General features: G+C 60.2%; 22 protein-coding genes. 16 read left to right on the forward strand and 6 right to left on the reverse strand.

The window, feature by feature from the left end:
• The first annotated feature begins 112 nt into the window (after nucleotides 1-112).
• The 13 genes from BLP23_RS11385 (at nucleotide 113) to BLP23_RS11445 (ending at nucleotide 9,873) form a co-directional block, all read left to right on the forward strand.
• Nucleotides 113-820, forward strand: coding sequence for a DUF1045 domain-containing protein (locus BLP23_RS11385; protein ID WP_092585006.1), 708 nt, complete (start codon nucleotides 113-115; stop codon nucleotides 818-820).
• A 47-nt stretch (nucleotides 821-867) separates the two neighbouring features.
• Nucleotides 868-1,725, forward strand: a complete 858-nt coding sequence (locus BLP23_RS11390) for an AraC family transcriptional regulator (RefSeq protein ID WP_092585007.1) — start codon at nucleotides 868-870, stop codon at nucleotides 1,723-1,725.
• A 106-nt stretch (nucleotides 1,726-1,831) separates the two neighbouring features.
• Nucleotides 1,832-2,497, forward strand: a complete 666-nt coding sequence (locus BLP23_RS11395) for an AzlC family ABC transporter permease (RefSeq protein WP_092585552.1) — start codon at nucleotides 1,832-1,834, stop codon at nucleotides 2,495-2,497.
• Nucleotides 2,494-2,796 carry an AzlD family protein gene (locus tag BLP23_RS11400; protein WP_092585008.1) on the forward strand — a complete coding sequence of 101 codons (303 nt, stop codon included), beginning with the start codon at nucleotides 2,494-2,496 and terminating at the stop codon, nucleotides 2,794-2,796. The genes BLP23_RS11395 and BLP23_RS11400 overlap by 4 nt, the downstream gene beginning before the upstream one ends.
• 115 nt (nucleotides 2,797-2,911) lie before the next feature.
• Nucleotides 2,912-3,835, forward strand: coding sequence for an allantoinase PuuE (puuE, locus tag BLP23_RS11405; RefSeq protein WP_092585009.1), 924 nt, complete (start codon nucleotides 2,912-2,914; stop codon nucleotides 3,833-3,835).
• On the forward strand, nucleotides 3,835-4,332 hold the full coding sequence (gene uraD / locus BLP23_RS11410; RefSeq protein ID WP_092585010.1) for a 2-oxo-4-hydroxy-4-carboxy-5-ureidoimidazoline decarboxylase: 498 nt from the start codon (nucleotides 3,835-3,837) through the stop codon (nucleotides 4,330-4,332). The genes puuE and uraD overlap by 1 nt, the downstream gene beginning before the upstream one ends.
• A complete protein-coding gene (gene alc, locus BLP23_RS11415) occupies nucleotides 4,333-5,355 on the forward strand; it encodes an allantoicase (protein ID WP_092585011.1) in 1,023 nt (340 codons plus the stop codon).
• Between the two features lie 57 nt (nucleotides 5,356-5,412).
• Entirely contained in the window at nucleotides 5,413-5,706 is a 294-nt protein-coding gene (locus BLP23_RS11420; protein WP_092585012.1) for a nucleotidyltransferase family protein, read from the forward strand.
• On the forward strand, nucleotides 5,703-6,065 hold the full coding sequence (locus BLP23_RS11425) for a HepT-like ribonuclease domain-containing protein (RefSeq protein ID WP_092585013.1): 363 nt from the start codon (nucleotides 5,703-5,705) through the stop codon (nucleotides 6,063-6,065). The genes BLP23_RS11420 and BLP23_RS11425 overlap by 4 nt, the downstream gene beginning before the upstream one ends.
• Before the next feature lie 3 nt (nucleotides 6,066-6,068).
• Nucleotides 6,069-6,569 (forward strand): ureidoglycolate lyase, encoded by a 501-nt coding sequence (locus tag BLP23_RS11430; protein ID WP_074069131.1) that lies wholly within the window; start codon nucleotides 6,069-6,071, stop codon nucleotides 6,567-6,569.
• A complete protein-coding gene (gene uraH / locus BLP23_RS11435) occupies nucleotides 6,566-6,922 on the forward strand; it encodes a hydroxyisourate hydrolase (protein ID WP_022717068.1) in 357 nt (118 codons plus the stop codon). Before BLP23_RS11430 ends, uraH begins: the two co-directional genes overlap by 4 nt.
• 3 nt (nucleotides 6,923-6,925) lie before the next feature.
• Entirely contained in the window at nucleotides 6,926-7,666 is a 741-nt protein-coding gene (locus tag BLP23_RS11440; protein ID WP_092585014.1) for a metallophosphoesterase family protein, read from the forward strand.
• 518 nt (nucleotides 7,667-8,184) lie between these two features.
• Nucleotides 8,185-9,873, forward strand: coding sequence for an ABC transporter ATP-binding protein/permease (locus BLP23_RS11445; RefSeq protein WP_092585015.1), 1,689 nt, complete (start codon nucleotides 8,185-8,187; stop codon nucleotides 9,871-9,873).
• 88 nt (nucleotides 9,874-9,961) lie between these two features.
• On the opposite strand, the gene BLP23_RS11450 is transcribed toward BLP23_RS11445, so the two are convergent.
• The gene (locus BLP23_RS11450; RefSeq protein ID WP_092585016.1) at nucleotides 9,962-11,104 is read right to left on the reverse strand and encodes an alpha-hydroxy acid oxidase; all 1,143 of its coding nucleotides are present in this window, start codon (nucleotides 11,102-11,104) and stop codon (nucleotides 9,962-9,964) included.
• Nucleotides 11,105-11,179: 75 nt separating this feature from the next.
• Complete coding sequence (locus BLP23_RS11455; protein ID WP_092585017.1) at nucleotides 11,180-12,145, reverse strand: quinone oxidoreductase family protein; 966 nt, start codon at nucleotides 12,143-12,145, stop codon at nucleotides 11,180-11,182.
• Nucleotides 12,146-12,241: 96 nt separating this feature from the next.
• Here BLP23_RS11455 and BLP23_RS11460 point away from each other — a divergent pair, with 96 nt between their 5' ends.
• Nucleotides 12,242-13,090 (forward strand): LysR family transcriptional regulator, encoded by an 849-nt coding sequence (locus BLP23_RS11460; RefSeq protein WP_092585018.1) that lies wholly within the window; start codon nucleotides 12,242-12,244, stop codon nucleotides 13,088-13,090.
• Nucleotides 13,091-13,374: 284 nt separating this feature from the next.
• On the opposite strand, the gene guaD is transcribed toward BLP23_RS11460, so the two are convergent.
• Both guaD and BLP23_RS11470 read right to left on the reverse strand, forming a co-directional pair.
• Complete coding sequence (gene guaD, locus BLP23_RS11465; RefSeq protein WP_092585019.1) at nucleotides 13,375-14,688, reverse strand: guanine deaminase; 1,314 nt, start codon at nucleotides 14,686-14,688, stop codon at nucleotides 13,375-13,377.
• The gene (locus BLP23_RS11470; protein ID WP_092585020.1) at nucleotides 14,685-15,923 is read right to left on the reverse strand and encodes a urate hydroxylase PuuD; all 1,239 of its coding nucleotides are present in this window, start codon (nucleotides 15,921-15,923) and stop codon (nucleotides 14,685-14,687) included. Before BLP23_RS11470 ends, guaD begins: the two co-directional genes overlap by 4 nt.
• A gap of 355 nt (nucleotides 15,924-16,278) precedes the next feature.
• Here BLP23_RS11470 and BLP23_RS11475 point away from each other — a divergent pair, with 355 nt between their 5' ends.
• A complete protein-coding gene (locus tag BLP23_RS11475) occupies nucleotides 16,279-16,611 on the forward strand; it encodes a hypothetical protein (RefSeq protein ID WP_022714113.1) in 333 nt (110 codons plus the stop codon).
• Here the strand turns inward: BLP23_RS11475 and BLP23_RS11480 are convergent.
• A complete protein-coding gene (locus BLP23_RS11480) occupies nucleotides 16,605-17,534 on the reverse strand; it encodes a LysR substrate-binding domain-containing protein (protein WP_092585021.1) in 930 nt (309 codons plus the stop codon). The two genes, BLP23_RS11475 and BLP23_RS11480, sit on opposite strands and share 7 nt — an antisense overlap.
• A gap of 81 nt (nucleotides 17,535-17,615) precedes the next feature.
• Here BLP23_RS11480 and BLP23_RS11485 point away from each other — a divergent pair, with 81 nt between their 5' ends.
• A complete protein-coding gene (locus BLP23_RS11485; RefSeq protein ID WP_092585022.1) occupies nucleotides 17,616-17,819 on the forward strand; it encodes a hypothetical protein in 204 nt (67 codons plus the stop codon).
• Here BLP23_RS11485 and xdhC read toward each other — a convergent pair.
• The gene (xdhC, locus tag BLP23_RS11490; RefSeq protein WP_092585023.1) at nucleotides 17,795-18,607 is read right to left on the reverse strand and encodes a xanthine dehydrogenase accessory protein XdhC; all 813 of its coding nucleotides are present in this window, start codon (nucleotides 18,605-18,607) and stop codon (nucleotides 17,795-17,797) included. The genes BLP23_RS11485 and xdhC overlap by 25 nt on opposite strands.
• Between the last annotated feature and the right edge of the window lie 178 nt (nucleotides 18,608-18,785).

The following is an 18,785-nucleotide window of genomic DNA, read 5'->3' on the forward strand; positions in this document are numbered from 1 at the left end:
GTGAATTAGAAGCTGGTGCTTTTCGTTATTCTGTCATGCAAATCACCTATCTGCTTGCACATCGACGGCGCCGGAATCGTCCGCGCGCCCTTCCATTGATGGAGGAGATTGCATGCGCTATGCCATTTGCTTCACGCCTACGCCGAGCGATCCGCTCAGCCAGGTGGCGGCCAATTGGCTCGGCCGCAACGTCTTTTCCGGCGAGATGGTCGAACCTCCAGCCATTCGCGGCATCGGCATCCACGAGATCGCGTTCCATACTGCCGTGCCGCGCCGCTACGGTTTTCATGGCGTGCTGAAGGCGCCGTTCCATCTTGTCCCCGATGTTTCGGAAACACAACTTTTGCGCGATATGATGCGCTTTTCCGGCAGCTTCCAGCCGTTCCGGATTCCAAGGATCGAGGTTGCGCGCCTGCACAATTACTTCAGCCTCCTGCCGTCGGTCCCCTGCCAACACATGCACTATCTCGCTTCGGCGGTCGTGCAGCATTTCGACCGCTTCCGTGCACCGCTTTCCGAAGCCGAGATCGAGCGCAGTGATCCGGACGGGCTTTCGGCCGCGCAGTTTGCCAACCTGCATCGCTGGGGCAATCCCTATGTGATGGACGAGTTCCGCTTCCACATGCCTGTGACGGGTCCTGTCAATCTTGTCGACATGCCGCGCATCGAACAGGCGCTGCGCAACGTCTTCGAGCCTGTTCTCGCTGAGCCGGTCACCGTCGCCAATATCGCACTGATGATCGAGGAAGGCACAGGCGGGCCGTTCCGCGTCCATTCGCTGCATCCGATGGGCAAGGTCAGCGCGCGCAAGATCGCCTGATCACTTTTGTTCAAGAATGGGCTGCCCAAAGATGCTATATCCGGCCGATGGACAACATCTCCCAGGAACAGGCAACCGAGGCCATGCCGCTGTCTGGAGCGGAGACGACGCGATTCTGGCGTGACAGCCGTTTCGGCGGCATGGAATGCCTGAGCGCGACGTTCCTGACGCATGAATTCGCGCCGCATGCCCACGAGACCTTCAGCATCGGCGCTATCGAAAGCGGCAGCCAGATCGCGACGATCCGGGGCACGCGCGAAAGCTCGGGACCGGGCGATCTCTATCTGATCAATCCGGGCGAAATCCATGACGGCGTGCCTGTCGAGGGCGGCTATCGCTACCGGATGATCTACCCGGATACGTCACTCTTCCGGGAAATCCTGGAAGATGTTACCGGCCGTACCTTCAGCGGCATGCCGGCCTTCGGCAAGCAGATCCTTCACGATCCCCGGCTTGCCGAGGCTTTTTATGATGCGCACCGCGCGCTGGAATCGGGGGCTGGAGCGCTGGAGACCAGTCAGGGCATGTTCCTTGTGCTCGAGGCCATGTTTCGGCATCACGGCAGTTCAATCATCGTGCCGATCGACACGCAGGAGCGGTCGGCCGTGCAGCGCGCCCGTGACTACCTGATGGAAAACTACGCCTTTGATGTCGGACTTGAAGAACTCGCCGCCGTGGCGGGCCTCAGCCGTGCGCATCTGATACGCGCCTTCCGAAAAGAATTCCATATCACGCCGCACGCCTTCCTCACCGACATCCGCATTCGCGTTGCCCGGCGCAAGCTGCAGGCTGGCGGACAGCCGGCGGAGATTGCGCTCGAATGCGGTTTCGCCGACCAGGCGCATTTCAGCCGGCATTTCAAGGCGCGCACCGGCGTGACGCCCGGCCAATACCGCGCGCGGTAGTCACTTTCGTTCAAGACGACCATTCATCTCCATTCTAAAACCTCCGCGTCAAATCGGAGATCCTGTGGTGAACGAGAATGGAAAATGGGCGGAGTTCGTAGGCGGCATGCGAGCCATTTCGCCGCTCATCGCTGCCGTCATACCGATCGGCCTCGTCTTCGGCGCGGTCGCAGTCACGAAAGGGCTTTCCCCGGTCGAGGCGGCGCTGATGAGCGCGCTGGTCTTTGCCGGCGGCTCGCAGTTCGTGGCAATGGATATCTGGACGCACCCGGCCTCGTGGACGAGCGTCGGTTTTGCGGCCCTGCTCGTCAATATCCGCCATGTGCTGATGAGTGCTTCGATCGGCACCAAGATGCAGGCCTTTGGCGGACGCGGGCGCTATTTCGCAAGCCTGTTTCTTGCGGACGAGATCTGGGCGATGGCGGAATTTCGCGCCGGTCTCGCGCGGCTCACGCCCGCTTGGTTCGCTGGGCTTGCCGCGCCTTTCTATCTCGCCTGGGTGCTTTCGAGCCTTGCGGGCGCGACGCTCGGCGCATTCCTCGGTGATCCCGTGACGCTCGGACTGGATTTCGCCTTTCCGGCCGTCTTCATAGTGCTCGTCATGGGCTTCTGGAAGGGACCGGAAACCGGCACTGTGCTTATCGCAAGCGGTGCGGCCGCGGTAGCGACCCAATATTTCGTGCCAGGCGTCTGGTACATCGCAGCCGGCGCCGTCGCCGGTCTGCTTGCGGCAGTCGCCAGTGGCAGCCGGCGCGTTGAGGTGACGCCATGACAGTCGACCTCTCCACCCTTCTTGCGATCGCCGCTATGGCAGCCGTGACGGTGCTCACCCGCCTGAGCGGTCTTGTGCTCATGTGGCATGTGTCCTTGGAGGGAAGCCGCCGAAAGGCGATCGAATCCATTCCGCCTGCCGTTCTGATGGCGGTCGTCGCCCCGACCGCCTTTGCCACCGGTATTGCGGAAACGATCGCATGCGCGGTCACCGCCATTGCGGCACTCCGTCTACCGATGCTCGTTTCCGTGGCGCTCGGCGTCTTCTGCGTCGCGCTATTGCGGGCCACAGGCATTTGATCCTCTTGCAGAGGCGGCGACTTGTGCCGTAGCGGCGAAAGTCAGTTTCGCATTTCCGTCTCGACATTCCGTCTCCGGGTGCTACCGTTTCGCCTGACTTTCAAAAGGTGATTTGATGGCTTCCGATACCTATCCGCGCAATCTCGTCGGCTATGGTCGCAACACCCCCGATCCGAAATGGCCGGACGGGGCCCGCCTCGCCGTGCAGTTCGTCATCAATTACGAAGAGGGCGGCGAGAGCTCGATCCTCGATGGCGATCCGGCGTCTGAGAACCTACTGTCGGAAATCGTGGGAGCGGCGCCCTGGCCGGGCCAGCGCAACCTGAACATGGAATCGATCTACGAATATGGTTCACGCGCCGGATTCTGGCGGCTCTGGCGCATGTTCACCGAGCTCAAGGTTCAGGCGACCGTCTACGGGGTGACGCTTGCGATGGCCCGCAATCCGGAGGCCGTCGCGGCGATGAAGGAAGCCGGCTGGGAGATAGCCAGCCATGGCTACCGCTGGCTGGAGTACAAGGATTTTCCAGAAGACCTCGAGCGCAAGCACATTCTCGAAGCGGTGCGTCTCCACACCGAGCTCACGGGCGAACGCCCCTACGGCATGTATCAGGGAAAGCCCTCCGACAATACGCTCCGGCTGGTTCAGGAGGAAGGCGGGTTCCTTTATTCGTCAGACTCTTATGCCGATGACCTGCCCTACTGGGTGAAGGGGGTTGATGACAAACCGTTCCTCATCATTCCGTATACGCTTGAAACGAACGACATGCGCTTTGCGACGCCGCAGGGCTTCAATTCCGGCGATCAATTCTTCACCTATCTCAAGGATGCCTTCGATACGCTCTACGAAGAAGGCAAGGCTGGCAACCCGAAGATGATGTCGGTCGGCCTGCATTGCCGCCTGGTCGGTCGGCCCGCCCGCGCTGCAGCCCTGAAGCGTTTCATCGAGTATGTGCTGAAGCACGACAACGTGTGGGTCCCTCGCCGGATCGAGATTGCCGAGCATTGGCACAAGCACCACAAACAGGACATGACCTGATGATCCGGCGGGATGAATTCGTGTCGCGTTTCGGCGGTGTCTTCGAACATTCGCCCTTCATCGCCGAGCGCGCCTATGACGACGGTTTCATTGGTGATGAGTTGACTGTGGATAAGGTGCACATTCCGCTCGTCGCGATCTTTCGCGCGGCAAGCGAGGAGGAGCGTCTTGGCGTGCTTCGCGCCCATCCCGATCTTGCCGGACGCCTGGCAGTCGCCGGCGAACTGACGGAAGACAGCAAGAAGGAGCAGGCAAGTGCCGGTCTTGACCGGCTGAGCGGCGAAGAGCATGCCCGCTTCACCGAACTCAACGCCGCCTATGTCCAGAAATTTGGCTTTCCCTTCATCATTGCCGTGAAGGGATTGAACAAGGACGATATTCTTGCGGCTTTCGAAAAACGCATCGGCAACGGCCGCGACGAGGAACTTGCGACCGCCTGCGCTGAGGTCGAAAAGATTGCGCTTTTGCGCCTGACATCCATGCTTCCGGAGAAGTGAATGACCGAGAATACCAATGCCAGCCTGCCGTCCTTCGCGAACGGCACGATCAATCTTGCTTCCGCGCGCCTCGGCGCCAGGGGTCTCTATGCGACGGACGAGTTCTTTGCGCCACTGGAGCGCATGCTGCAGGATGTGCCGGCGAGCTTCGATCCGGACCTTTACGATGACAACGGCAAGTACATGGACGGCTGGGAAAGCCGCCGCAAGCGCGTCCCCGGCCATGACTGGGCGATCGTCAAGCTTGCCATGCCCGGCCGTATTTTCGGGTTCGACGTCGACACCAGCTATTTTACCGGCAACTATCCGCCGCATTGCTCGATCGAGGCCGCTTTCGTCGAAGACGGCGACCCGACCGATGCAACGGTGTGGACCGAAATCCTCGCGAAGTCGCCTCTGGGGCCAAGTGCGCATCATTTCTTCGAGAATGCTGGCAAGGAAAAGATCTGGACGCATCTGCGCCTGCATATCTATCCCGATGGCGGCGTCGCGCGCCTGCGCGTCTACGGCTCGGCTTATTTCGACTGGTCGAAGGTCGGTGCGAGCGAGGAGGTTGACCTCGGCTATATCTTCAATGGCGCGAAGTCGCTTGCCTGGTCGGACGCCCATTATGGCCACCCGGACAAGATGCTCGGCCCCGGCCGCGGTATCAATATGGGCGACGGCTGGGAAACCAAGCGCCGCCGCGGCCCGGGTCACGACTGGGCTGTGATCCGACTCGGCCACCCAGGCACGATCAATCGCGTCATTGTCGATACCGCTTTCTTCAAGGGCAATTTCCCCGACACCTGCGAGCTTCTCGGCGCTTTTCTGCCCGAGCTTGGCGATACGCTGAGCGAAGCAGATACTGCGGCTTCGGAAAACTGGAAGCCGATCCTGACGCGCACCAAGCTGCAGATGGACCACATCCACGAATATGGCGCGGATGCCATCGCCAATATCGGGCCGGTGACGCATGTCCGCATCGCGATGCATCCGGATGGCGGCATCATGCGGCTGCGGCTCTTCGGGGTGAAGGGGTGAGTTCTTTCTTCTTTATCGCCGCTCGCCTATATTCGAGGCATCAGGAGTGATGCCTCGATGAAGCCATCGGAAGTACTGGAAAAGAACAGGCAGGCGATGCGCGATGCCACGACGCGTTTCAACGCGGCGAACCCGCGCATCTTCGGTTCCGTCGCCCGCGGCGAGGACAGGCCAGACAGCGATCTCGATATTCTCGTCGATGCGTTGCCGGGGGCGACGCTATTCGATCTCGACGGGTTGCTGGAGGAGTTGCAGGCGCTGATGTCCGGGACGGAAATCCACGTTTTGACGCCAGGCGATTTTCCCGAACGTGTCCGCAGCCGGGTCCTGCAGGAAGCCAAGCCTGTATGAGTATCGATCGGCTTCGAACCTATCTCGACGAGATGCAGCAGGTCGCATTCGAAACCGTCGATTTCGTCAAGGACATGAGCAAGGATGAATTTCTGAAGGATCTTGTGAGACAGCGCGCGGTTGGAATGAACCTCCTGATGATCGGCGCGGCAACATCGCGAATCATGGAGGATTATCCCGAGTTTGCGGCGGAATTTTCCAACGTGCCCTGGCAAAAGATGCGCGAAATGAGAAACCGGATCGCGCACGGCTATATGAGCATGAACCTAGACACCGTTTGGGATACTGCGCAAACAGCCATCCCCGATCTTCTCGATCAACTGCATGGATTGCGTCACTGGCACGCCCAGGGTGAATGACTTTTGACAGACCTTCTCGACATTCAGCCTCTCACCAAAACTGCTTTCGCGCCGTTCGGCGACGTTATCGAGGCCGATCCGGCAACAATGCGGTATATCAACGGCGGCACGACGGAACGTTTCCATGCGCTGGCGACGGCCGAGGCGGCAGGCGAGGGCGCACGCGTCATCATCAATCTCTTCCGCGGCCAGCCGCGCGCCTTTCCCTATGAGATCGGCATGATGGAGCGGCATCCTTTCGGCAGCCAGAGTTTCTCGCCGCTGTCCGGGCGGCCATTTCTGGTCGTGGTTTCGGAAGATCAGGACGGAAAGCCCGGCAGGCCGCAGGTGTTTCTCGCACACGGCGACCAGGGCGTGAACTATCGGCGCAACGTCTGGCATCACCCGCTGCTCGTGCTCGGCCAATCAAGCGACTTTCTCGTTGTTGACAGGGACGGTCCAGGCGACAATCTGCAAGAGCATTTCTTCGAAACCTCATACACGATCAGCGAGCCAGCTCTATGACCGGACTGACGACCCATGTTCTCGACACCGCCTCCGGTAAGCCTGCTGAAAGGCTGAGGATCGACCTTTTTCGCCTGGACGGGGATATCCGCCACCACATCAAGACGGTCGAGACCAATTCGGACGGCCGTGTCGACGGCGGCGCGATCCTCTCCGGCGAGAATTTCCAGGCAGGAACCTACGAACTGCTGTTCCATGCCGGCGATTATCTGCGCGCGTTAGGCATGCCGCTGCCGCATCCGGCCTTTCTCGATCTGGTACCGATCCGCTTCGGCATCGCCGACACCGGCGCGCATTATCACGTGCCGCTTTTGATCTCGCCTTACGGCTATTCCACCTATCGCGGGAGCTAGCCGATGCGGTTTGCAGCTATCGCCGATATCCACGGCAATCATCTGGCTCTGGAGGCCGTGCTTGCTGATATCCGCGCGCAGGGCATTTCGGATATCGTCGATCTTGGCGATTGCTTCAGTAGTCCGCTGGAAGCAGGAAAGACCGCCGATCTGCTTCTCTCGCTCGCCCTTCCGACAGTCCGCGGCAACCACGACCGCTACCTGATCGAGCAGAAGCCAGAATCCATGCATGCTTCCGACAAAGCTGCTTATCAGCAGCTTCTACCGCATCACCTCGATTGGCTGCGATCTCTGCCGAGCAACCTCATCTACAAAGGTGAAGCCTATCTCTGCCACGCGACGCCCAAGGATGACAATCTCTACTGGCTGGAATCAGTCGCGCCGGAAGGCCATGTGCTTCTGAAGCCCTTGGAAGAGATCGAGGCGCTAGCGGAGGGGATCGATTTGCCGCTGATCCTGTGCGGCCATAGCCATATTTCGCGCCTTGTCCAGCTTCGCGACGGCCGCCTAATCGTCAATCCCGGCAGCGTCGGCGGCCCGGCTTATGACGATGACAAACCCTATCCGCACAAGGTGGAGACTGGCCATCCGATGGCAAGCTACGCCATCCTGGAGAAATCCGCGTCCGGCTGGACACCTTATTTCCGCAACGTCGCCTACGATCACATGGCGATGTCGAGACTTGCAAAAGCAAACGGCCGCCCCGACTGGGCGGCCGCGCTGGCAACGGGCTGGATTCGATAGTTGTTTAGTCGTCTTTGTGAAGCGCCGAAGGACTCCTGTTTCACGACCTCATAGTCCGGACGTGGGTGTGGGGATCGAAGCTCCGCCCCGCGCGCGATGTCTCGTCGCAAGGATGCGCGACGACCGTCGTCATAAGGGGAGCCTGCTTGGCCTTGGCTATCAGCCGCTCATATTTCTCGTGTCGCCGGCTTTCCCAACGTTCTCCAAACCCGCCATCTGCACATGCTCCATGTTGAAAGACGAGTGCAAGCCCTCGGCTTTAGGCACATGTTGCATATGTTCTCTTCGCGCTCGCAGCATAGGTGCAGCGCTTCGACGCACCAACGTATTTTACAGTATCATACGCGGCGTTTTAGCTCGCCTCTTGGGCTGTAGAGGATCAACATCTTAAGCGCGCCCAAAGCGGTGACCTTTAACAGCAGAGGACTTCGCCGACAGACTGCCGACCTTCACGCGTCGTCCCCGCGAAACGCTTTTCAAGCTATACTCCTTCAAGCACAAACCGGCGGGGGGCGAGCATGAGCCAGCAGCATATTCCGCTCAAGTTGACGGCGACCAGGTTCGTCCACGCGGTCAAAATCTTTATGACATCGGATGTGGGCGGACGAGCCAGGTTCCTTCTCTTCGCACTGTTCACTCTCTTTGGTGGCATCAGCGCTCTGAACGTGGTCAACAGTTTCGTCGGCCGATACTTTATGACGGCGATCGCGGAAAGGCAAACCGCTGAATTCATTCGCCAGGCAATCCTCTATACTGGCGCATTCGCCGCTTCGACGATTGTCTCGGTGGTTGCGCGGTTCGCGGAAGAACGACTGGCTTTGCTCTGGCGGGAATTCCTAACGCGTCGCGCGATCGGTCTCTACATGACAGGCGGCACATTCTACCGGGTCGGAATTCGAGGCAAGCTCTCGCACCCTGACCAGCGGATTGCCGAGGATATCAAGGCGTTCACGAATACCACGCTTTCCTTCGTGCTACTGCTCCTAAACAGTATGTTGACGATCTTGACCTTTTCGAGCGTGCTGTGGTTGATTAGCCCGCTCCTTTTCATCGCGGCTGTACTTTATTCGGCAATTGGATCGTACATGACGGTCGTGTTGGGTCGCCCCTTGATCAATCTCAACTATAACCAGCTCGACAGCGAAGCTGCCTTCCGGTCCGGTCTCATCCGTGTGCGGGAGAACTCGGAATCGATTGTTATCGAGGGGGGAGAGCAACACTACGCAAATGCGTTATTGAGGCAGTTCGACGAACTCACCGCGAACTTCAAACGCATAATCGCCGTCAATCGCAACGTGGGCTTCTTCACCACCGGCTTCAACTGGATGATACAAATCATACCGGTCGTCATCATCGCGCCAGCATTTATCCGTGGCGATATGGAGTTCGGCGTGATCACCCAATCGGCCGCGGCATTTGCGATGCTCGTAGGCGCGTTCTCCTTCATTGTGAGACAGTTCAAGTCGATCTCGAATTTTGCGACCGTCGTGGCGCGCATCAGCTCCCTGTTGGAAGCAATCGAGGAAGCTCGTGAACCGACAGTCACCGAGCTTGAAATCGTCGAGACCGAAGGACGTCTTGCTTATGAACGCGTTACGCTGACGTCGCCGACGCAGGAGGTTCTGCTGAAGAATCTTTCGATGGTGGTCCCGACCGACACGCGATTGATCGTTGCCGGAGACGGCGAAGCCGCGGGCACGGCATTGTTCCGGGCCACCGTGGGAATTGGCACCTCTGGGAAAGGACGCATCATTCGGCCACCACGCGAGCGCATGCGGTTCCTCGCGCAGCGCCCATATCCCGCTCCCGGTACTTTGCGCCGGTTCCTGGTGCCATCGGAACTTGCGACGGAGGAATCGGATGACCGGATCGTCGCTTTGCTCGGAAAGCTTGGTCTGGCGCGCGCTCTGACCCCCAGCGATCTTGATAAGGAGCAAGACTGGTCTGCTATACTGTCACCGCGCGAACAACAGCTTGTCGCAATCGCTGGCGTCCTCGTCGCGGCCCCGTCCTATGTCCTTCTGGAGAAAGCCGATACCATCTTCGGTCAGGAGCATTTGGCGGAGATTCTCAGGCTTCTCGCGGAACAAAAAATCGCATGCATCAACTTCGCGGAAGCGGACGCTCCGCGCACCGCTTATGATGCCGTTCTTGAATGTCATGCGGACGGATCCTGGACGTGGATTGACCAACGAAAACGCGCCTAGGGCTCGCGCGGATTTGGGCCGTTCAACTCCTTGCGAGATCCCGCATTGAACCGATGCCTTCCAAAGCCCGCTTGATGTGTCAGAAGCGCTACTGCCGCCCGGCGATGATGGAGGAGTTGACGTCGTTGATGTCGCGTTTGCCGCAGAGCGCCATGGTGATGTCCATCTCCTTGCGGAGGATGCCGAGCGCCAGTGTCACGCCTTCTTTGCCCATGGCGCCGAGGCCGTAGAGGAAGGGACGGCCGATATAAGTGCCCTTGGCGCCGAGCGCCACCGCCTTCAGCACGTCCTGGCCGGAGCGGATGCCGCCGTCGAGATGGATCTCGATTCTATGTCCGACGGCATCGACGATCGGCGGGAGCATGCTGATCGAGGAAGGGGCGCCGTCGAGCTGACGGCCGCCATGGTTGGAGACGACGATTGCGTCGGCGCCCGTCTCGGCTGCGGCCTTCGCGTCCTCGACGTCGAGAATGCCCTTGATGATCAACGGGCCGCCCCACTTTTCCTTGATCCAGGCGACGTCGGCCCAGGAGAGCTGCGGATCGAACTGCTCGGCCGTCCAGGAAGACAGCGAGGAGAGGTCGGAAACATTCTTGGCGTGGCCCACGATGTTGCCGAAGGTGCGGTGCTTCGTCTTCAGCATGTCGAGGCACCAGAAGGGGCGCGTCGCCATTTGCCAGATATGCTTCGGCGTGAATTTCGGCGGAGCGGAGAGGCCGTTGCGCAGGTCCTTATGCCGCTGGCCGAGGATCTGCAGGTCGGCCGTCAGCACCAGCGCCGAGCACTTGGCCGCCTTGGCGCGGTTGATGAGGTCCATGACGAAGTCCTTGTCCTTCATCACATAGAGCTGGAACCAGAACGGCCGCGTCGTCACCGAGGCGACATCCTCGATCGAGCAGATGCTCATGGTCGAGAGAGTGAAGGGGACGCCGAATTCCTCGGCCGCGCGGGCAGCCAGCATCTCGCCGTCGGCATGCTGCATGCCCGTCAAGCCGGTTGGCGCGAGCGCCACCGGCATCGAGACTTTCTGGCCGATCATCGTCGTTTCCAGCGTGCGGTTCGTCATGTCGACGAGTACGCGCTGGCGCAGCTTGATCTTGGCGTAATCGCTCTCATTCGCCTGATAGGTCGACTCCGTCCAGGCGCCGGAATCCGCATAGTCGAAGAACATTTTCGGCACGCGGCGCTGGGCGAGTTGCTTGAGGTCAGCGATGGTGAGAGGAGTGGCCATGGACGGACTTTCGCATCTGGATAGTGCCGTGGCCCTTAACATGATTTCCAAACTGTTGGGTATCTCTTTCGCAGCCTATGGAACAAGAATAAGACTGCCCGCAACACGTCCTTCTTCGAGGAGTTGCTGCGCCTTGGCGGCGTCGGGCAAAGTGTATTCTCCGGCAATCGTTGCTGTGATGCCGGAACGCAGAATCTCGACCACGGCTCTGGCCGCCGCTTTGTAACTATCGAGGTCGGCGACATAGGCGATGATGCTTGGATGGGCGAGAGATTTTCCGGGGCGCAGTTCCTCGACTGCGACCGGCGGTATCGGGCCGGCGGCCTGACCGATCGTTGCGGCGACGCCGAATGGCCGCAGGCATTGGATGGTCTTCGACAGCATGCTGCCGCCGATGCCGTCATAGGCTGCGTCAACGCCGCGGCCGCCAGTCAGCCGCTTCACTTCGCCCACGACATCCGCATCGCGCCCGACGATCAGGTGGTCGGCGCCATGCTTGCGGGCAAGCACTGCCTTTTGCGCAGAACTGACGGTCCCGATCACTGTTGCGCCGAGATGCTTTGCCCATTGAACCAAAATGGCGCCGAGCCCGCCGGCTGCCGCATGCACGAGGACGATCGTGCCGGGGGCGACTTTGTAGGTCTGCGTCAGCAGCATGTAGGCAGTCATGCCCTTCAGCATCGAGGCTGCGGCGAGGCGTGATGGAATATCGTCCGGAAGGCGGATGGCGCGCTGGGCGGGGAGCAGGCGCGTTGCGGCATAGGCGCCGACCGTTCCGGCATAGGCAACGCGGTCACCCGGTTTCAGGTCGACGGTGCCGGTACCGACAGCCTCTACGATGCCCGCGCCCTCGACGCCAAGGACTGCGGGATAGGCTGGCAAGGGATAGATCCCTTTCCGATGGTAGATGTCGACGAAATTCATGCCGATCGCTTCATGCCGTATGCGGATCTCATTGGGGCCAGGCTGCTGCGGCGTGTGCTCCAGGACCTGCAGTTGTTCGATGCCGCCCGGCGCCTGAAGTGTAACGATCTTGTCCAATGTCTGTGCTCCGATTTGCTGTCGCAGCAATCATGGCCGATGGCTTGTTGATCGGAAATTCCCTATTGTCTGCCAACTGATGGGAAAAAATGATCAATGTTCGATTGGGAAAATCTTCGCTATTTCGCGGCCCTGGCGCAGACTGGAACTTTGCTCGGCGCTGCCCGCTCGCTCGCCGTGGAGCATGCGACGGTCGCCCGCCGCGTCGCCGGCCTGGAGGCGCAAATGGGCGTGAAGCTCGTCGATCGGCGCGGGCGTCGCATATCGCTAACGGCAGAGGGGCAACGAGTCGCGGCGATGGCCGAGCGCATGGACGAGGAGGCGCGGGCGATTGAACGTGTGAGCCTTGCTGCCGGCGGCAGGCTTGCCGGCGATGTCAAGGTGAGCGCACCGCCGACGTTTGCGGCCGCGGTGCTCGCCGGGCCGCTCGTCGAGCTCCGGCGCAACCATCCAGACATCGGCATCACCATTGTCGGCGAGACGCGATACGCCTCGCTCGACCGGCGGGAGGCGGACATCGCGGTCCGCATGACGAAGCCGGAACAGGGAGACTTTACCATCACCAAGCTTGGCGACGTGGCTTTTGGCTTCTATGCGGCGCCAACTTATCTGGCTTCTGTGCCGGAGGAGGACTGGAACTTCATCGCCTATGACGAAACCATGTCGAGCTCGCCGCAGTCAACTCGCCTGCTCGAGGTGGCGAACGGGCGAAAACTCTTCATCAAGGCCACGACCCTCGAGTTCCAGCTTTCCGCCGCGCGAGCCGGCGGCGGTGTCGCCCTCCTGCCGAATTTCCTCCTTGCCGGCTTGGACGGACTCGTGAAGGCCATTCGGGAGCCCAAGCCGCTGACACGCGAAGTCTGGCTCGTCGTTCACTCCGACATCAGGAATGTCCCGATCATCCGCGCGGTGATGGAAGCTTTGAAGAAAAGCTGGTCTTATTGATATCCTATGCCGCGTTGTTGGTACGGATCGGCTGGATCAATGTGCCGGTCCGATCTCAAGATGCGCATGCAGCGGGCAGGTCAGTTCAAGCGAGAGGAATCGCCTGCGGTTGAGAATTTCCGCCACGCGTCCTGGGCTGCCGAGCATCGGTTCAAGGTCCATGCGGCTAAAGCCCTGTTGTTGCGTGCGGAATAGAATGGCGGCGATGGGTCGGGCAGATGGATTGGATAGTGTAACGCCTCATAAGAATCGATCAGCGTCGCGAGAATTCCAGTTCGTCTGCTTCAGAGAGTGAGGTTGCTCTTTGCTGCCTCGCCCGCCACGTATGTCTCCACGACCGCCCGGTCGTCGCCCATCGTCAGCAGCAGGAAGAGTTCTTCCGGCAGCGTCTTCACCACGTCCATCTTCAACGCCATGGCTGGCGTTGCCGCTCCGTTCAGGACGACGAGATCGGCGTCCGTGCCTTCATCCAGGGTGCCGATGCTATCGGCGAGCGAAAGCGCCTCGGCATTGCCGAGCGTCATGTAGTAATAGCTTTCGAGCGGGTTGAGGCGCTCGCCGAGGAGCTGCTGTATCTTGTAGGCTTCGTCCATGGTGCGCAGCATCGAATAGCTGGAGCCGCCGCCAATGTCGGTGGCAACGCCGATCCTGACGGATTTTTCGCGGCGCGCCAGTGCCTTCAGGGGGAAGAGGCCGGAGCCGAGGAAGAGGTTCGAGGTCGGGCAATGGACTGCAACCGAACCGGCTTCGCTCATGGCATCCGCCTCGCGCTCGGAGAGGTGAATGCAGTGGCCGAAGAGGCTCTTCGGGCCTAGCAGGCCGTAGCGGGCGTAGATATCGGTGTAGTCGATCGCATCCGGGTACAGTTCGCAGGTGAACCTGATCTCATCGTGGTTTTCCGAAAGATGCGTCTGAATGTGCAGGTCCGGAAATTCCTGGGTGAGAGCCTGGGCCGCCGCCAGCTGCTGCGGCGTCGAAGTGATGGCGAAGCGCGGGGTGATGGCGACGTGGTTTCGGCCCTTGCCGTGCCAGTCGGCAATCACCTGCCGCGTTTCGTCATAGCCCATCTCAGGCGTGTCGAGCAGGCCCTGCGGGGCATTGCGGTCCATCATTACCTTGCCGCCGACCATGCACATGTTGCGGCGTATGGCCTCCGAGAAGTAGGCATCGGCGGAGGTCTTATGGACGGAGCAATAGGCGGCAGCCGTCGTCGTGCCGTGGCGGGCCAGTTCGTCGTAGAAATGCGTCGCGATCTTTTCGGCATGCGCGGTTTCGACGAAGCGGCATTCTTCCGGGAAAGTGTATGTGTTCAGCCATTCGAGCAGGTTGGCTGCGTAGGAGGCGATCACCTGCATCTGCGGAAAATGCAGATGCGTGTCGATGAAGCCCGGCATAATGAGGTATGGGCGGTGGTCGATCTCCACCGCATCTGCCGGAGCCTTCTTCCTGATGTCGGAGTAAGCGCCGATCGCCGCGATCTTGCCTGCCTCGATCAGCAGGCCGCCGTCGCTCTCATAGCGGTAGCTGTCCTTATCAGTGACGCTGAGGGGCGCGCGTTTGAACGAGAGCAGGCGCCCGCGCAGGAGTTTCGTCATCATTGCTGTTTGCCTTCGACTGCGCTTTCGAACCAGGTAACGAGCAGCTTCCGCTCGTCCGACGTGATCTCCGTCACGTTGCCGGGCGGCATGGCATGGCTGCGGCCCGCCTGTATATAGATTTCACGCGCATGGGCGGCGATTTCGGCGTCGGTTTCGAAGATGACGCCGTTCGGCGGCCGGGCGAGACCCTCGTAGACTGGCTCGGCGGCATGGCACATCGAACAGCGCGTGCCGATCACCTCCTTGACGGCAGGGAAGTGGGGATCGCCCGCAAACTGGCGGAAGGCCGGCGCGACGGCAGCCGTTTCGCTTCCACCGGTCAGCACCTTAGGCACCGTCGAAAGCCACATGATGAGGATGAAGAGGATGACGGTCGCGATCCAGGTCCAGGTCGGGCGCCCCTTGCGTGCGTGCGTCGTGTTGAACCAGTGGCGGATGGTGACGCCCATCAGGAAGACGAGCGCTGCAATCACCCAGTTGAAGGCGGTGCCGAAGGCCAGCGGATAGTGGTTCGACAGCATGAAGAAGATGACTGGCAGCGTCAGGTAGTTGTTGTGCAGTGAGCGCTGCTTGGCGACAGCGCCGTATTTCGGATCAGGCGTGCGTCCAGCGATAAGGTCGGCGACGACGATCTTCTGGTTCGGGATGATGATCATAAAGACGTTGGCCGACATGATCGTTGCCGTGAAGGCGCCGAGATGCAGGAAGGCGGCGCGGCCGGTGAAGAGCTGCGTGTAGCCCCAGGCCATGAAGACGATCACGCCATAGAGCACCGCCATCAGGCCCCAGGTGTTTTTGCCGAGCGGCGACTTGCAGAGCAGGTCGTAGACGACCCAGCCGACGGCCAGCGAGGCGAGCGAGATCAGGATCGCGACAGGCGCGCTGATGTCCAGCACATGGCGGTCGATGAGGAAGAGGTCGGCTCCGCCATAATAGACGATGCAGAGCATCAGAAAGCCGGAGAGCCAAGTGAAGTAGCTTTCGTATTTGAACCAGGTCAGATGCTCCGGCATCTGCGCCGGTGCCACCAGATACTTCTGGATGTGATAGAAGCCGCCGCCATGCACCTGCCACTCCTCGCCATGGGCGCCCGGTGGAAGATGCGGACGCTTCACCAGCCCGAGATCAAGCGCAATGAAATAGAAGGACGAGCCGATCCACGCGATCGCGGTAATGACGTGAAACCAGCGTGTCGCAAAAGCCAGCCATTCCCACGCTATGGCATATTCATACATTCAGTTCCCCTGTCTTCCTCCGACTCGCCACATTGCAGAAAGTTGCTGCGGGAGGGAAGGGGAAAGACGTCAGCCGTCTGCTTTGCCGAGGAGCACGTACCGGCGACTGTTTCCGACGCGACGTATTTCCGCACGATAAGCCTCAATTCGGTCTCCGTCAGCATGGATTATGTGACCGCGAGGTCATTGAAAGTTGCGGACGGTTTAAGTTAGCACGTCTGGTTTTGAGTATGTTGCACTGCAATATTTAGTGATCCTTGAAATGTCACGACTCGGTTACAATTACCATTATGGGCCGCCAGGATGAGGTGGAAACCGCATTGAGGCGGCGCATTCATCGACGGAGAAGATGCCCATGCGCAGCATTCTGGCAGGTGTGATGATTGCGTTCGCGTCGAGTGTGAGTGCACACGACGCGCCAGCGGGTTGGTCGTACGAACCCTTCTGTTGCAATGGCGACAACCATACTGGCGATTGCCAGATGATCCCTTCGAAAAGCGTCAAGGTGACGCCCAGAGGGTATCGGGTGACGCTATTGCCCGGCGACCACCGGCTGGTGACGCGGGCACATGTCTTCATGCTGCCGATGACGAAGGCGATGCAATCCGGCGATGGCGAATATCACCTCTGCCTGTTCCCGAACGAGGACACGCCGCGCTGCTTCTACGCGCCCGAAATGGGCTATTGAGCGCCGCTCAGAGAGTGCGCGTCCATCTCGCCGATGATCCAGTTCCGGAAGGCCCGGATCTTCGGCACATTTCTTCGGCTTTCCGGATAGGCGAGCCAGTAGTCGGCGCCGTCGTAGCAGACGAGGTCGAAGGGCTGGCAGAGCCGGCCGGCGGCGAGGTCGTCCGAATAAAATTCCGGCGTCAGGATTGCAACGCCTTGGCCGGCAATTGCGGCACTTGCTTCAAAGGACTGCGCGCCGAGCCTTGAGCGGGGTCGACCGGCAAGATCGGGGTTTGGTACGCCGGCCTCGGTGAACCACTGTAGCCACCAAGGGTCTCCGGCATCGATCAGCCGCAGCTTCAAAAGGTCGGCCGGTGAATGGATGCCGCCGATCGACTCGGCCAATGCGGGCGCCAGCATCGGCGTAAACGTCACCTTCATCAGCATATGGGAACGCAGGCCCGGCCAGTTGCCCTTGCCGCTGCGGAGTGCGAGATCGGCGGGCTCGCGCGAAAAATCGATCAGCGTGTCTGAGGTTTTCAATCTTACCGCAGTGCTCGGATATTTCAGGTGAAACGATCCTATATGTCTCGCCAGCCACTGCGCCGCAAAGGTCGGAGTCGAGTGGATAAGCAGCATTTCTTCTGCTGCGGCGCTGACGGAGGCGACTGCTTCGCTCAGGATGGCAAATCCTTCCGTCACCCTCGGCGCCAGCCGTTCGCCAGTATCCGTCAGGCTAATCTGGCGCGGGCGGCGCAGGAACAGGGGTTCGCCAATATTCTCCTCCAGCAGTTTCACCTGATAACTCACAGCCGTCTGCGTCATGCCGAGCTCTTCGCCCGCCTTCGTAAAGCTGCCGAGCCGCGCCACGGCTTCAAAGACGCGCAGCGCATTCAGCGGGAACTGTTTCGACAGCTTCATGGATAAGTTCTCTTTATGCATATAGACGGTTGTTCGATTGGAATTGCAGCATTTTTAGCGGCAATCTGCAAGCCATACCATCAGTTGAACAAGGGTGACGTTATGGAGTGCCATGCTATCGAAGAGAACACAAATCTCGTCAATCTTTCGCTTTTGTCACTTATTTCAGGCCTGACAGGCTGGGCTTATGGCAAGATTTTCCACCCGTCGCGGCTCGATCTCGACGGCATTCCGGATCGCGTGAAGCGCGATCTTGGCTTCCTGGACGGGCGCGATCCCCGTTACGAGAGCGATCTCTGCCGATAAGCCGAAAGTGCCGTCAGTATTTCGGCAGCGGTCATGGCGGCGATCACTTCCGGCCGCTTGTCCCTGACTGCTGAGCCGCCGATCGGCAGGGTGAGGCGGTCGAGCCAGTTCCGCTCACCGCCTTCTCGCGAAAGCCAGTTTGCAAAGGTCGCCCGTTTCGTGGCCGAGCCGATCATGCCGGTATAGGCAAGGTCGGTTCTCGCCAGCGCCTCGCGGGCGATCAGAAAGTCCAGCGCATGGTCGTGCGTCAGGATGACGACGGCGGAGCCCTCGGGCATCTCCTTCACCAGCGCTTCCGGCATCGGCGTAAGCTGCGTCGTCGCTTCCGGCGGTAGGTTCGCAAGCTCTTCCTTACGCGTCTCAACCACTGTCACGAAGACCGGCAGCGGCGCAAGTGCGGCTGCGAGCGCATGCCCGACATGGCCTGCGCCGAAAAGATAGACCTCCGGAAGGCGCGCCGTTTCCTCGGCCTGCCGTGCTTTCAGCTCTGTCATCAGATCATCCGTCACCCGCCGGAACCGCAACTTAGCACGCCCGCCGCAGCATTGCCCGATCTCCGGCCCAAGCGGAATATCCATGGTCGCCCTGCCGCTGCCTATAAGCAGCTCTCGTGCGTTTCGGATCACCATGAACTCCAACTGCCCGCCGCCGATCGTGCCCCAGGTGGCATTTTCAGCGACGAGCATGAAGGCGCCGGCTTCGCGCGGCGTGGAGCCTTGGGTTTCGACAATGTCGATGAGGATGATGGCGGGGTGAGCGGACGTGAAGGCGAGGAACGAGGATGTCATGGCCCGAAAGCACCCCCCTCGGGCCTGCCTGACACTTCCCTCACAGGAGAAAAGATTGATATTGGTGCTTGACGCCAAACAATGGGCGAATCACCGCAGCCTGCAGATTGCAGGGAGCCATCGCCTCTAACCGGGTAGGTCTTTCTCCCCCGCTCATTCACCTTGGCTTGAGGCATCA

It is taken from the genome of Rhizobium mongolense subsp. loessense, from assembly GCF_900099775.1.
Taxonomy (GTDB): domain Bacteria; phylum Pseudomonadota; class Alphaproteobacteria; order Rhizobiales; family Rhizobiaceae; genus Rhizobium; species Rhizobium loessense.

Coding starts and splice junctions, on each gene's coding strand:
- BLP23_RS11385 (WP_092585006.1), top strand. CDS start 113: ATGCGCTATGCCATTTGCTTCACGCCTACGCCGAGCGATCCGCTCAGC.
- BLP23_RS11390 (WP_092585007.1), top strand. CDS start 868: ATGGACAACATCTCCCAGGAACAGGCAACCGAGGCCATGCCGCTGTCT.
- BLP23_RS11395 (WP_092585552.1), top strand. CDS start 1,832: ATGCGAGCCATTTCGCCGCTCATCGCTGCCGTCATACCGATCGGCCTC.
- BLP23_RS11400 (WP_092585008.1), top strand. CDS start 2,494: ATGACAGTCGACCTCTCCACCCTTCTTGCGATCGCCGCTATGGCAGCC.
- puuE (WP_092585009.1), top strand. CDS start 2,912: ATGGCTTCCGATACCTATCCGCGCAATCTCGTCGGCTATGGTCGCAAC.
- uraD (WP_092585010.1), top strand. CDS start 3,835: ATGATCCGGCGGGATGAATTCGTGTCGCGTTTCGGCGGTGTCTTCGAA.
- alc (WP_092585011.1), top strand. CDS start 4,333: ATGACCGAGAATACCAATGCCAGCCTGCCGTCCTTCGCGAACGGCACG.
- BLP23_RS11420 (WP_092585012.1), top strand. CDS start 5,413: ATGAAGCCATCGGAAGTACTGGAAAAGAACAGGCAGGCGATGCGCGAT.
- BLP23_RS11425 (WP_092585013.1), top strand. CDS start 5,703: ATGAGTATCGATCGGCTTCGAACCTATCTCGACGAGATGCAGCAGGTC.
- uraH (WP_022717068.1), top strand. CDS start 6,566: ATGACCGGACTGACGACCCATGTTCTCGACACCGCCTCCGGTAAGCCT.
- BLP23_RS11440 (WP_092585014.1), top strand. CDS start 6,926: ATGCGGTTTGCAGCTATCGCCGATATCCACGGCAATCATCTGGCTCTG.
- BLP23_RS11445 (WP_092585015.1), top strand. CDS start 8,185: ATGAGCCAGCAGCATATTCCGCTCAAGTTGACGGCGACCAGGTTCGTC.
- BLP23_RS11450 (WP_092585016.1), bottom strand. CDS start 11,104: ATGGCCACTCCTCTCACCATCGCTGACCTCAAGCAACTCGCCCAGCGC.
- BLP23_RS11460 (WP_092585018.1), top strand. CDS start 12,242: ATGTTCGATTGGGAAAATCTTCGCTATTTCGCGGCCCTGGCGCAGACT.
- guaD (WP_092585019.1), bottom strand. CDS start 14,688: ATGATGACGAAACTCCTGCGCGGGCGCCTGCTCTCGTTCAAACGCGCG.
- BLP23_RS11470 (WP_092585020.1), bottom strand. CDS start 15,923: ATGTATGAATATGCCATAGCGTGGGAATGGCTGGCTTTTGCGACACGC.
- BLP23_RS11475 (WP_022714113.1), top strand. CDS start 16,279: ATGCGCAGCATTCTGGCAGGTGTGATGATTGCGTTCGCGTCGAGTGTG.
- BLP23_RS11480 (WP_092585021.1), bottom strand. CDS start 17,534: ATGCATAAAGAGAACTTATCCATGAAGCTGTCGAAACAGTTCCCGCTG.
- BLP23_RS11485 (WP_092585022.1), top strand. CDS start 17,616: ATGGAGTGCCATGCTATCGAAGAGAACACAAATCTCGTCAATCTTTCG.
- xdhC (WP_092585023.1), bottom strand. CDS start 18,607: ATGACATCCTCGTTCCTCGCCTTCACGTCCGCTCACCCCGCCATCATC.